This window comes from Streptomyces sp. NPDC002276, assembly GCF_053891435.1.
The window spans coordinates 18,662-30,864 of record NZ_JBSFCQ010000008.1 but is presented as its reverse complement, the minus strand read 5'-3'; the positions used below and the strand labels follow the sequence as shown (position 1 = coordinate 30,864).

The window sequence follows — 12,203 nt, the reverse complement described above, 5'->3', positions numbered from 1 at the left end:
GGAGTGCCTCGTCGCCGGGCCCGGGACTTGCGCCGGGTCCCCGTCCCCACGGGATCCGGGCGCCGCGGGGCCGCCTCCGCTCTCGGCGGCCCCGGTCTGCGGGGTCCCTACGGGACCGGTGTGAGGTGGACGGTCGGGGTGTCGGTCGAGTGGTCGGCCGCCGGTGCCGGGACCTTGCGGCTCAGGGCCTCGCCCTCGACGTCCATGCGGGGGAGGATCCGGTTGAGCCAACTCGGCAGGTACCAGGCCTTGTTGCCGAGCAGGGACAGGACCGCCGGCACGATGGCCATCCGGACCACGAACGCGTCGAACAGGACCGCGATGGCCAGCCCGAAGCCGATCATCTTGATCATCGAGGCGCCCGCACCGATGAAGCCCGAGAACACCGCCATCATGATCAGCGCGGCGGCCACGACCACCCGGGCGCTGTGCCGGAATCCGGAGACGATCGCCTGGCCGGGGCCGTCCCCGTGGACGTACGCCTCGCGCATCCGGGAGACGAGGAACACCTCGTAGTCCATGGCGAGTCCGAAGACGATGCCCACCAGGAAGATCGGCATCAGGCTCATGATCGGGCCGGTCTGGTCCACGCCCAGCCAGGACGCGAGGTGCCCTTCCTGGAAGACCGCGACGACCGCGCCGAGTGCCGCGAGGACCGAGAGGAGGAAGCCGAGGGCCGCCTTGAGCGGCACGAGCAGCGAGCGGAAGACCAGGAGCAGCAGGACGATCGCCAGGCCCACCACCAGCGCCAGGTACGGGATCAGCGCGTCCTGGACCTTCTGCGCCACGTCGATGTTGAGTGCGGTCGTTCCGGTGACCTCGAAGCTCGCGCCGGAGGCCTGGGACTCGATCCCCGACCGTTCGTCGCGGATCGTCTGGACGAGCTGCTTGGTCTTCTCGTCGGTGGGGCTGGTGGCGGGGGTCGCGGAGAACACCGCTGTGTCGCCTGCCGAGTTGAAGCGGGCCGGGGAGACGGAGACCACTCCGTCCGTGGCCGCTATCTCCTTCGAGATCGTCGCTACGGCGGTCTTCGCGTCGCCCGCCTTCTTCGCGTCCACGACGATGGTCAGCGGGCCGTTGAAGCCGGGGCCGAAGCCTTCGGCGAGGTCGTCGTAGGCGCGGCGTTCGGTGGTGGTGGTGGACTTGGCCTCGTCGCCGGGCATGCCGAGCTGGAGGTTGAGGGCGGGCAGGGCCATCGCGCCGAGTCCTACGACGCCGAGCAGCAGGACGGGGATCGGGCGGCGTACGACGATCCGGGCCCAGCGGCTGCCGCCGTTGTTCTCCGTGCTCCTCTTCCCGCGCCGGGTGCCCTTGCGGACTCCTCGCGACAGGACCTTGTTCGGCCAGAAGCCGAGGAGCGCCGGGACGAGGGTGAGGGAGATCAGGACCGACAGGAGGACCGCGCCGGCCGCCGCCAGGCCCATCTTCGTCAGCATCGGGATGCCGACCACCGACAAACCGGCTAGAGCGATGACAACGGTCAGGCCGGCGAACACAACTGCCGAACCTGCCGTCCCGGCCGCGAGTCCGGCCGCTTCGCGAGGCGCGTGACCCTTCGCGCGTTCCTCGCGGTAGCGGGAGACGACGAACAGGGCGTAGTCGATACCGCAGGCGAGGCCGAGCATCGTGGCGAGGGTGCCGGTGGTCTCGGAGAGGCCGAAGGCGCTGCCCAGGGCGAGGATCGCGGACATGCTGATGCCGACACCGAGGATCGCGGTGAGGAGCGGAAGCCCCGCGGCGGCCAGCGAGCCGAAGGTGATGAGCAGGACGATCGCGGCTATCGCGATGCCGATGGCCTCGGCGCTGCCGCCCGCGGCGGGCTGGGTGGCGAGCGCGTCGCCGCCGACCTCGACGGTCAGGCCCGCGTCCCGGGCCGTGTCGATGGCCCGCTCCAGGTGGGTCTTGGCGGCGCCGGTGAGGTCGTCGGCCTTCACCTTGAAGGTGACGGTGGAGTACGCCGTGGAAGCGTCCTTGCTCACCGCCTTCGCGGTGAACGGGTCGACGGCGGAGGCGACTTGGGAACCGTCGGCCGCCTCGGTGACCAGCTTCTCGATCGCCGCCTTGTTCTCGGTGGCGGTGACCTTCTCGCCGTTCGGGGCGACGAAGACGATCCGCGCGCTCGCGCCGTCCGCGGCCGTCCCCGGGAAGCGCTGCTCCAGCAGGTCGAACGCCTTCTGCGACTCGATGCCCGGCATGGTGAAGCCGTCGTCGGGAGCGGTGGGGGCCTTGGTGGCGGCGAATCCGACGGCGCCGAGGACCGCCACCCACAGGAAGGTGACGAACCAGCGCCACCGGAAGGCCGTACGGCCCAAGTGATAAAGGAGAGTTGCCATGGCTGGGGAAGGCCTCCACGTCGGCGGTCGGTCGAGATCCGGATCGAGTGCGTGATCGTGGTCTCAACTCTTCCGCCGACGGCCTGCCGCCACGAGGGAGTGCCCTCCCGAATGGATGGTGTAGCCCGCTACACCATCCGCGTGCGGCTCAGCCCAGGTTCAGCCCGCGTTCAGCCCGGTCAGCCGGCCCAGCGGCAGCGTGTGGTGGGTCTGGAGGACCTTCGCGCGTAGATACCGGACGTTGTGGGGCGTGGTGAACACACCGGTCGGCACCCGGTCGTGCACGTCGATGCCGAGGCCGCGCAACTGGTCCGCCTTGTCGGGGTTGTTGGAGAGCAGGTCCAGGGAGGTGATGCCGAGGGCCTGGAGCATCTGGGCGGCGGCCGTGTAGTCGCGGGCGTCCTCGGGGAGGCCGAGCGCGGTGTTGGCGGCGTAGGTGTCGAGGCCCTGGTCCTGGAGGGCGTACGCGTCGAGCTTGTTGTAGAGGCCGATGCCCCGGCCCTCCTGGCGCAGATAGAGGAGGACTCCGCCGCGGTCGGCTATGCGCTCGACGGCCTCGCGCAGCTGGGGGCCGCAGTCGCAGCGGGCGGAGCCGAAGACGTCTCCGGTCAGGCACTCGGAGTGCAGCCGGACCAGCGGGGTGGTGCCGGGTGCCGGATCACCGAGGACGACGGCGAGATGTTCCTGGCCGTCGGTCAGGCCGTGGAAGGTGACGAGTTCGGTGTCGACGCTGTAGCCGTCGTGGAAGCGCAGCGGTACCCGGACGCGGGCACGCGGGGTGGCGGCGGGGAAGTCGGGCATGCGGGTCTCCGAGTCCGAAGGGTGACGTAGTGGATGGGCTATATGTTTCAAAACTGAAGCACATCCACGATCACGGACCCTACCTCATGCTTGAAATTTGAAGCAACAGATTTGTGTGACGGCTCACGAAGATGGCTCGCGAAGACGGCTCACGAACACGGTGGCGTGGAGCGGCGGCGCCACGGAACGTCCTCCGGCGTCTCCAGCGCCCGCGCGATGCCCGTACTGATCTCCTCCAGCTGCCCCACCTGCTCCGGAGTGAGGTGGTCGAAGATCGCGGCCCGGACGGTCTCGACATGCCCCGGCGCCGTACGCACCAGCACGGCCATCCCCTCGTCGGTCAGCACCGCCGTACTGCCCCGCTTGTCCGACGGACACCCCTCCCGCCGCACCAGCCCGTCCTTCTCCAGCCGGGTCACGGCGTACGTCAGCCGGCTCCGGGTGATCTTCGACTTCTCGGCGAGGTCGGTCATCCGCAGCCGGTGGTCCGGTACGTCGGAGAGGTTGGCGAGGATGGAGTAGTACAGGTGGGGCATGCCGGCCTCCTGCTGGAGCTGCCGGTCGATCGCGTCCTCCAGGAGGTGCGTCGCGGCGATGTAGGCGCGCCAGGCGCGCTGCTCCTCGGCGGTGAGCCAGCGAGTCGTCATGCCCCCAGTGTAGGTTTGTTTCAAACTTGAACCAAGCCCCGCCGGTCTCCAGGAGAGAGCGCGTCGATGTCTCTGCCCCACGTCCTGCTGTCCGCCGCCGTCTCCCTCGACGGCTACCTCGACGACACCGGCCCCGACCGGCTGCTCCTCTCCAGCCCCGCCGACTTCGACCGCGTCGACGAGGTACGGGCCTCCGTGGACGCGATCCTCATCGGCGCCGGCACCATCCGCGCGGACAACCCGCGCCTGCTCGTGAACTCCCCCGAGCGCCGCGCCGCCCGCATCGCCGCGGGCAAGCCGGAGTACCCCCTCAAGGTCACGGTCAGCGGCTCCGGCGAACTGGACCCGGCCGCCAACTTCTGGCACACGGGCGGCGACAAACTCGTCGCCACGACGGACAAGGGAGCGGAGCGGGTACGCCAACTCGGCCTGGCCGCCGACGTGTTCGCCCTCGGCGCCGAACTCGACTGGCGTCGGCTGCTCGAACACCTCCACTCCGTAAGGGGAGTTGACCGCCTGATGGTCGAGGGCGGCGGCACGATCCACACCCAGCTCCTCCAGCAGGGCCTGGCCGACGAGCTCCAACTCGTCCTGTCCCCCCTCTTCGTGGGCACCCCGGACGCCCCCCGCCTCTTCGGCCCGGGCACGTACCAGTCGGGCCGCCTGCGCCTGCTGGAGACCCGCCCCATCGAGGACGTCGTCCTCATGCGCTACGAACCCACCGCCCCCGGCACCGGCGACCTCCCCTCCGCCGCCGACCACCACTGGCTCGCCCTCGCCTGCGACCTGGCCGCGGACTGCCCGCCCTCGGAGACGGCGTTCAGCGTCGGCGCGGTGGTCGTGGCCGAGGACGGCACGGAACTGGCCCGCGGCCACTCCCGCGAGGCCGGCGACCCGGTGGTCCACGCGGAGGAGGCGGCCCTCGCCAAGCTGGACCCGGCGGACCCGCGCCTCGCGACCGCCACCGTCTACACGAGCCTCGAACCCTGCACCCACCGCGCCTCCCGCCCCAAGCCCTGCGCCCGCCTGATCCTCGACGCGGGCGTACGACGCGTGGTCACGGCCTGGCGCGAGCCGGACACGTTCGTGACGGCGGCCGACGGGAGCGGGGCGCTGGCCGCGCAGGGGGTCTCCGTGGTCGTACTCCCGGAGTACGAGGAGCGGGCGAAGGCGCCGAACCGGCATCTGCGGGGCTGAGGGGGGGGAGACACCTACTCCAAAAAAGTGTGTCACTTTCGCCCAGAAGTGACACACTTTTTTGGGACACCCCCTACCCCCCGGGCCCCGACCGGCCCATCAGATCCTGCGCCTCACCGCCCACCGAGTCACGCTCACAGGGAACCGGTGCGGACAACGCGGAGGTAGGACACATGAGGGCAGTGGCGGTGCTGGGCGCGTCCGTGGCCGTGGGGCTTCTCGCCTCGTGCGGGGCGGCGGACACCGGTACGCGGACCATGGCACGGGCGCTGCCCGCCGGAGCGGCGTTCACGCACCCCGGAGTGCTGGTCAGCAAGGCGCAGCTGGACGCCGTACGGAAGAACGTGGCGGCCGGGAAGCAGCCCTGGCTGAAGGCGTACTTCGGGATGCGGGACAGCAAGTACGGGTCGTACAAGTACACGGCGAAGCCGTACGCCGACGTCGACTGCCCCTGGAACGGCAAGGCCGCGCACGGGTGCGTCGAGGAGCGCGAGGACGCGATCGCCGCGTACACGCAGGCGCTGCTGTTCAGCATCACGGGCAAGGAACACCACGCGCTCAAGGCGCGGGAGATCATGGACGACTGGTCGGCCAAGATGAAGGAGCACACCTCCGAGGACGCCGGGCTCCAGACCGCGTGGGCCGGGTCGACCTGGGCGCGGGCGGCGGAGATCGTGCGGTACACGCCGGGGGCCGGATGGCCGGACGACCGGGTGCGGCGGTTCGCGACCATGCTGCGCACCGCGTACCAGCCCGAGGTGACGAAGGACCTGCCGGACTACAACGGCAACTGGGACCTGGCCATGACGGACGCGGCGATCGGTATCGCCGTCTTCCTCGACGACCACAAGGCCTTCGACGCGGCCGTCGCCCGCTTCCGCGACCGCGTGCCCGCCTACTTCTACCTGGAGAAGGACGGCAAGGTGCCGCTCACCCCGGCCCGCTCCACGGTCACCACCCCGCAGAAACTGACGACGTACTGGTTCAAGCAGACCACCTTCAAGGACGGCGTCGCCCAGGAGACCTGCCGCAACTTCAAGCACGTCGGGTATTCGCTGGCGGCCACCGGGCACATCGCCGAGACCGCCTGGCACCAGGGCGTCGACCTCTACAAGGACGTCAAGGACCGGCTCGCCGCCGCCCTCGACTTCCACGCCCGCTACCAGCTCGGCGAGGCCGCGCCGGCCTGGCTGTGCGGCGGCAAGGTCGACCGGAACATGGGGCCCGACCTGGAGGTTCCGCTCAACCACCTGGAGGACCGGCTGGGCATGAAGGTGCCCGCCGCGCACAAGCTCGCCGAGACGACCCGGCCGGCCGGCAGCGACGACCTCTTCGTTTCCTGGGAGACCCTCACGCACGCCGGTAACCCCGCCGACTGAAACGTGTGTGACATCGGACCCCGCGGATGGCGTATAGTTGGGAACACAACGGCGCGGGGTGGAGCAGCTCGGTAGCTCGCTGGGCTCATAACCCAGAGGTCGCAGGTTCAAATCCTGTCCCCGCTACTCAAGGCCAAGGGCCGGAATCCAGAACATGGATTCCGGCCCTTGGTGTTTTCCCGCAGTTTTCTCCACCCCGGTCGGCCCACCCCGCTCGCAGCCCTCCCCCCGCCAGGAAAAACTGGACGCGTGGAGGAGGGTACGTATGTGCGAGCCGGCGGGCGCGTCCTCACCCTCGTCCGTCGGTTGCCCGCCCTGCTGCTGATCGTCGGCGCGTGCTACGACTACTTCACCCCGCAGGCCTTCACGGCGGCCCCCTTCTTCACCGCCGCCCCGCTCGTCGCCGCCCCGCTCTACTCGCGGCGCGGCACCGTCCTCACCGGCCTGGCCTCGGTCGCCGTCGTCCTCGTCATCCACATCAGGCTCGGCATCGTCCTCCGTATCGACGCGGTCACCGAGATGGCCACCGTGGCGACGGTCGCCGGTCTCGCCGTCCTCATCAACGCCCTCGTCCGCCGCCGCAGCGAACAACTCGCCTCCGTGCGCGAGATCGCCGAGGCCGCCCAGCGCGCCGTACTGCCCGAACCGGCCGAGCGCATCGGCGGGTTCGAGATCGCCGCCCGCTACGAGGCGGCGCAGGAAGGCGCGTTCATCGGCGGCGACCTGTACGCGGTCCAGGACACCCCGCACGGCGTACGGCTGGTCGTGGGCGACGTACGCGGGAAGGGCATGGGCGCGGTCGCCGCCGTGGCGGTCGTCATCGGGGCGTTCCGGGAGGCCGCCGAGCAGGAGAGCACCCTGGAGGCGGTCGCGCAGCGGCTGGAGCGGGCGCTCGCGCGCGAGGGCACCCGGCGCGACGGGCTGGACGCGTTCGAGGGGTTCACCACAGCCGTACTCGCCGAACTCCCGCACGGCGACGGCGTCTTGAGGATCGTCGACCGGGGCCACCCGCCGCCGCTGCTCCTGCACGCGGACGGCACCGTGGACACCCTGCTCGTCAAGGAACCCGCACTGCCCCTGGGAATGGGCGAGTTGGGGTTCTGGCCCGACCGGGCCGAGGAGTTCGCGTTCCCCGGCGGCGCCACCCTGCTCCTCTACACCGACGGCCTGTCCGAGGCCCGCGACTGCCACGGCGTGTTCTACGACCCCGGGGAGCGGCTCGCCGGGCGGACCTTCCGCAGCCCCGAGGCGTTGCTCGGCCTCCTGGCCAAGGAGGTGCGCCGCTACTCCGGGGGCGGGATGACCGACGACATGGCGATGATCGCGGTACGCCATCCATGACCGGTCAACTCACCCGTTTTTCGCCGGTCATGGGCCCTTCGTCCAGCAAGGAAAGGTTAATGATCAAGCGAACAGGCTTGGAAACGGGCGCCTGTGTCTATTAACGTTCGATAACGCAGCACGGTCGTCCCAGCCGTCACAAGAGACAGCTCCGTGCGCACGCGCCGAATCCCGCGAGGGAACCGGGGAACCACCACTTGGGGTGAATCGCACGTCGACAGTCGTGGCAACACGACCGGTTTACGCGCGTAGGAGACCTTCCTGCTCCGAACCCGTCAGCTAACCCGGTAGGCGAGAAGGAAGGAAAGGAGCACGCCCACGTGGCGTCCAACCAGGCTGCCCCAGAAGCCCCGTTCGTCTACGGCGGTTTCCGCCCCGACGAGGGCCCCTGGGAGGAGTGGAACCCCAGCGCGGAGTCCGTTCTTCCCAACCGCGGCAAGCACCGTGTCGCCAAGCAGCGTGGTGGCGGGGGATTCGCCCGCAGCTCCACCGTCCTGGGCGTCGGTGTCATAGCCGCCGTCAGCGCCGGCGGGATGGCCAGCGCCAACACCGGCAAGCCGCCCGTCTCGATCTCCATGCCCGACCTGCCCTCCGTGGGCCACCTGCTGGACGACTCCCCCAGTACGCCGAAGGGTTCCGCGACCGCGCTCAGCAGCGTCGGCGTGACCACCACCGAGACCGCCAAGGGCACCTCGGACGCGGGCGAACTGCTGCGCAACCGGATCATGGAACAGGCCGAGCTCCAGCAGCTCCAGGTCGACGGCAAGTCCCAGGCCGCCGCCGAGGCCGCCGTCGCCAAGCAGGTCGACGCCGCCGCCGCGAAGGCCGAGCAGGACGCCGCGAAGAAGGCCGCCGACGCCAAGAAGGACGCCGAGGCCGCCGCCAAGAAGAAGGCGGAGACGGCGAAGCTCGCCGCGCTCGCCAAGCAGTACACGCTGCCGGTCGGCTCGTACACGATCACCGGCACCTTCGGCCAGGCCGGCTCCATGTGGTCCTCCGGCTACCACACCGGACTCGACTTCGCCGCCCCCACCGGCACGCTGATCAAGGCCATCCACAGCGGCACGGTCACCGAGGCGGGCTGGGCGGGGTCCTACGGCTACCGCACGATCCTCACCCTCGACGACGGCACCGAGCTGTGGTTCTGCCACCAGTCCTCGATCAACGTCAGCGTCGGCCAGAAGGTCGCCACCGGAGACGTCATCGGCCGCGTGGGCGCCACCGGGAACGTGACCGGGCCGCACCTGCACCTTGAGGTCCACATCAACGGCGCAGCCACCGCGAGCGACCCGGCGCCCTGGCTGCGCAGCAAGGGCCTCAATCCCTGACGCACCCTTGAACCACCTGTTGGAATATCCGGTTCCGGTCCGGCAGTTGTCGTAGAGCATGACTTCTCTTCGCAAGCTGGGCCGGTCCGATCTGGAGATCTTCCCGCTGAACCTCGGCGGCAACGTCTTCGGCTGGACCGCCGACGAGGCGACTTCCTTCGCCGTGCTGGACGCGTACGCCGCCGCGGGCGGCAACTTCGTCGACACCGCCGACTCCTACTCGGCGTTCGCCCCGGGCAACCAGGGCGGCGAGTCCGAGACCGTCATCGGCAAGTGGGTCAAGGCCCGCGGCAACCGCTCCGACGTCGTCATCGCCACCAAGGTCAGCCAGCACCCCGAGTACCCGGGCCTGTCCGCCGCCAACATCAAGGCCGCCGCCGAGGCCTCCCTGCGCCGCCTGGACACCGACCACATCGACCTCTACTACCCCCACTTCGACCAGGTCGAGGTGCCGGTCGAGGAGATCGTCGGCGCGCTCGACGAACTGGTCAAGGCGGGCAAGGTGCGGCACATCGCCGCCTCCAACATCACGCCCGAGCGCCTTCAGGCCTCCCTCGACTTCTCCGACCGCGAGGGCCTGGCCCGCTACGTCGCGATCCAGCCCCACTACAACCTCGTCTCGCGCGACACCTACGAGGGCGAACTCCGGGACGTGGCCGAGCGCAACGGCCTCGCGGCGCTCCCCTACTTCGCCCTCGCGGCCGGCTTCCTCACCGGCAAGTACCGGCCCGGTACGACCGTGGACAGCCCGCGCGCCGGACTCGCCGGCAAGTACCTCGCCTCGGAGCGCGGCCAGAAGGTCCTGACCGCCTTGGACGAGGTCGCCCAGGCCCACGACGCCTCCGTCGCGACGGTCGCCCTCGCCTGGCTCGCCGCCCAGCCCACGGTCGCCGCCCCGATCGCCTCCGCCAGAAGCCTGGACCAACTGCCCGACCTGCTCGCCGTGGCCGAACTGGCCCTCACGGACGCCGAGATCGAGCAGCTGACGCAGGCCTCCGCCTGACGGTCGTCAGGTCCGGTACGGGTTGTACGCGGACTGCGGTGCCGCCGTGTTCCCGTACACCGGCCACGGTGGCACCACCACCGGCACCGGCGGCGCGATCCGCCGCGCCGCGTACTCCAGCGCGGGCCGCGCCACCTCCCGCCCCTGCCACAGCTCGCGCAGCAACTCCCCTTCCCGTACGGCGAATTCGGCGCCGACCCGGCCCCGCGCGGCCCGGTACCGCAGGAACGCCAGGGAGGTCGCACAGGCCTCGTAACGGGCCACCGAGCGGGCGGCGGGGCGGCCGAGACAGTGGCTGGCGTACTCGCGGGCCAGCCGGCGGCCCCGCATCGAGCCGAGCACGAACGGTTCGCTCGGGGTCAGCCAGCCCGCGAGGACATACACGGGCAACTCCTCGCGCACGGCGCGCAGTTCACGCTGCCGGGTCCAGACCGCGAGCCAGGTCAGCAGGCCGAACGCGGGCACCATGAACAGGCCGTAGACCTCGAAGAAGCCGTACTGGCCGAAGGTCGAGGAGCCGTTCCAGACCGCGTGCATGCCCATCGCGAGCAGCAGTCCGGTCAGCGGCACCAGGACGCGCCGGACGTGGCGCCGGTCGGGGGAGCGGGCGGCGAGGCCGAAGCCGATGCCGGTCAGGACGGTGAACAGGGGGTGCGCGAAAGGGGACATGACGATGCGCACGAAGAAGGTCGCCGCGGTCACGGAGGTGAAGCCGCGGTCGCCGGTGAGCTGGTCGGTGCCGAAGGCGGTGCCGAGGTAGAGGATGTTCTCGGTGAACGCGAAGCCGGTGGCGGTGACCCCGGCTATCACCACCCCGTCGACGATCCCGGTGAAGTCCCGTCTGCGGAACAGGAAGACGAGCAGCACGGCCGCCGCCTTCGCCGACTCCTCCACGATCGGCGCTATCACCGTCGCGCCCAGCGTGTCCGCGCTGCTCGGGTCGGCGGTCGCCGTCGCTATCCACCTCGTCGCGAAACTGTTGGCGACGATCGCTATCAGCGCGGCGGCGCAGGCCCCCCAAGCGAAGGAGAAGAGGAGATTCCGCCAGGGCCCGGGGTCGACCCGGTCCAGCCAGCGGAACGCGGCGACCAGCAGCGGCACGGGCAGCACGGCGAGCCCCAGACCCACCAAGAACCCTTCCGTACCGGTCTGTTGGCGGACGAGGGCGAGGATGACGAGCCCGGAGAGCGCGAGCAGGGTGATCAGCGCGCCGTAACGGACCCCCGTCCGGTGCCACCAGCGCCCGCGCGGCACGTGCCCGGGCACACCACCGGCCGGGTGGCCGGGGTGCGGTGGGTACGGCGAGTACGTGGCCACGGCATCGACCCTAACGAGGTAAGGGCACGGCCCGCGAGGGAGCCTGGCTTCAGCGCTGGTCGTCGTGGGGTACGCGACGGAACAGCAGATCGTTCACGACATGACCCTTGTCCAGTCCCTGCCCCTCGAAACGGGTCAGCGGCCGGAAGCCGGGACGCGGCGCGAAATAGCCGTCGGGTTGGCTGTTCTCGAAGTCCGGGTGCGCGCCCAGCACTTCGAGCATCTGTTCAGCGTACGGTTCCCAGTCCGTCGCGCAGTGCACGGTCGCGCCGGGCTTGAGCCGGGTCGCGGCCAGCGTCAGGAACTCCTCCTGGATCAGCCGCCGTTTGTGGTGCCGCTTCTTCGGCCAGGGGTCCGGGAAGTAGACGCGCAGCCCGTCGAGCGAGTCCGGCGCGAGCATCTCACGCAGCAGGATGATCGCGTCCCCGTTGGCGACCCGGATGTTGGAGAGCCCGTGGTGGTCGGCGAGGCCCAGCAGATTGCCCTGCCCCGGGGTGTGCACATCGGCGGCGAGGATGTTCGTCGCCGGGTCCGCGGCGGCCATCTGCGCGGTCGCCTCACCCATCCCGAAGCCGATCTCCAGCACGACGGGGTTGTCGTTCCCGAACAGCTCGGACAGGTCGAGGTTCCGCTGACCGTCGATGTCCAGGCCCCACTTGGGCCACAGCCGTTCCAGGGCGTCGGCCTGCGCCGTCGTCACGCGACTCCGGCGCGGCTGGAAACTCCGGATACGGCGCTCGAAGTGGGAGCCCGCGGGGTCGGGCTTGGGGCCGTCGGGGAAACGGGGTTCGCCTTTGGCTCGAGTGTTGGGGGAGTCAGTCACAATGCGGTGATTTTACGGCCTTGGCGTCTGGGCG

At 70.3% G+C, this 12,203-nt stretch carries 10 protein-coding genes, 1 tRNA gene and 1 riboswitch; of the genes, 6 read left to right on the top strand and 5 right to left on the bottom strand.

What is annotated here, in order from left to right; translation table 11 throughout:
• Positions 1 to 107: 107 nt before the first annotated feature.
• The 3 genes from ACWIHT_RS21100 to ACWIHT_RS21090 all read right to left on the bottom strand — a co-directional run bounded on the left by ACWIHT_RS21100 (position 108) and on the right by ACWIHT_RS21090 (position 3,781).
• Entirely contained in the window at positions 108 to 2,333 is a 2,226-nt protein-coding gene (locus ACWIHT_RS21100; RefSeq protein WP_456169684.1) for an MMPL family transporter, read from the bottom strand.
• Positions 2,334 to 2,492: 159 nt separating this feature from the next.
• The gene (locus ACWIHT_RS21095) at positions 2,493 to 3,134 is read right to left on the bottom strand and encodes a GTP cyclohydrolase II (protein WP_456169683.1); all 642 of its coding nucleotides are present in this window, start codon (positions 3,132 to 3,134) and stop codon (positions 2,493 to 2,495) included.
• Positions 3,135 to 3,283: 149 nt separating this feature from the next.
• Positions 3,284 to 3,781, bottom strand: coding sequence for a MarR family winged helix-turn-helix transcriptional regulator (locus ACWIHT_RS21090; protein WP_019073879.1), 498 nt, complete (start codon positions 3,779 to 3,781; stop codon positions 3,284 to 3,286).
• 66 nt (positions 3,782 to 3,847) lie between these two features.
• On the opposite strand from ACWIHT_RS21090, the gene ACWIHT_RS21085 reads away from it, so the two are divergent.
• The 6 genes from ACWIHT_RS21085 to ACWIHT_RS21060 all read left to right on the top strand — a co-directional run bounded on the left by ACWIHT_RS21085 (position 3,848) and on the right by ACWIHT_RS21060 (position 10,029).
• Complete coding sequence (locus ACWIHT_RS21085) at positions 3,848 to 4,978, top strand: dihydrofolate reductase family protein (protein WP_456169682.1); 1,131 nt, start codon at positions 3,848 to 3,850, stop codon at positions 4,976 to 4,978.
• 173 nt (positions 4,979 to 5,151) lie between these two features.
• The gene (locus tag ACWIHT_RS21080) at positions 5,152 to 6,357 is read left to right on the top strand and encodes an alginate lyase family protein (RefSeq protein WP_456169681.1); all 1,206 of its coding nucleotides are present in this window, start codon (positions 5,152 to 5,154) and stop codon (positions 6,355 to 6,357) included.
• Positions 6,358 to 6,409: 52 nt separating this feature from the next.
• Positions 6,410 to 6,483 (top strand) — tRNA-Met (locus tag ACWIHT_RS21075).
• Between the two features lie 123 nt (positions 6,484 to 6,606).
• Positions 6,607 to 7,698: a PP2C family protein-serine/threonine phosphatase gene (locus tag ACWIHT_RS21070; protein WP_456169680.1), complete on the top strand. Its 1,092-nt coding sequence runs from the start codon at positions 6,607 to 6,609 to the stop codon at positions 7,696 to 7,698.
• 152 nt (positions 7,699 to 7,850) lie between these two features.
• Positions 7,851 to 8,007: riboswitch (cyclic di-AMP (ydaO/yuaA leader) on the top strand.
• An 11-nt stretch (positions 8,008 to 8,018) separates the two neighbouring features.
• Positions 8,019 to 9,026, top strand: a complete 1,008-nt coding sequence (locus tag ACWIHT_RS21065; RefSeq protein WP_456169678.1) for a M23 family metallopeptidase — start codon at positions 8,019 to 8,021, stop codon at positions 9,024 to 9,026.
• A 58-nt stretch (positions 9,027 to 9,084) separates the two neighbouring features.
• The gene (locus ACWIHT_RS21060) at positions 9,085 to 10,029 is read left to right on the top strand and encodes an aldo/keto reductase (protein WP_456169677.1); all 945 of its coding nucleotides are present in this window, start codon (positions 9,085 to 9,087) and stop codon (positions 10,027 to 10,029) included.
• Between the two features lie 6 nt (positions 10,030 to 10,035).
• On the opposite strand, the gene ACWIHT_RS21055 is transcribed toward ACWIHT_RS21060, so the two are convergent.
• Together ACWIHT_RS21055 and trmB are read right to left on the bottom strand one after the other, a co-directional pair.
• Positions 10,036 to 11,346, bottom strand: coding sequence for a PrsW family intramembrane metalloprotease (locus ACWIHT_RS21055; protein WP_456169676.1), 1,311 nt, complete (start codon positions 11,344 to 11,346; stop codon positions 10,036 to 10,038).
• 49 nt (positions 11,347 to 11,395) lie between these two features.
• Positions 11,396 to 12,169 (bottom strand): tRNA (guanosine(46)-N7)-methyltransferase TrmB, encoded by a 774-nt coding sequence (gene trmB / locus ACWIHT_RS21050; RefSeq protein WP_456169675.1) that lies wholly within the window; start codon positions 12,167 to 12,169, stop codon positions 11,396 to 11,398.
• Positions 12,170 to 12,203: the final 34 nt, after the last annotated feature.

Bases quoted from the DNA above. Each gene is read 5' to 3' on its own strand.
- ACWIHT_RS21095 (WP_456169683.1), bottom strand. From the start codon at position 3,134: ATGCCCGACTTCCCCGCCGCCACCCCGCGTGCCCGCGTCCGGGTACCG.
- ACWIHT_RS21100 (WP_456169684.1), bottom strand. From the start codon at position 2,333: ATGGCAACTCTCCTTTATCACTTGGGCCGTACGGCCTTCCGGTGGCGC.
- ACWIHT_RS21080 (WP_456169681.1), top strand. From the start codon at position 5,152: ATGAGGGCAGTGGCGGTGCTGGGCGCGTCCGTGGCCGTGGGGCTTCTC.
- ACWIHT_RS21090 (WP_019073879.1), bottom strand. From the start codon at position 3,781: ATGACGACTCGCTGGCTCACCGCCGAGGAGCAGCGCGCCTGGCGCGCC.
- ACWIHT_RS21060 (WP_456169677.1), top strand. From the start codon at position 9,085: ATGACTTCTCTTCGCAAGCTGGGCCGGTCCGATCTGGAGATCTTCCCG.
- ACWIHT_RS21085 (WP_456169682.1), top strand. From the start codon at position 3,848: ATGTCTCTGCCCCACGTCCTGCTGTCCGCCGCCGTCTCCCTCGACGGC.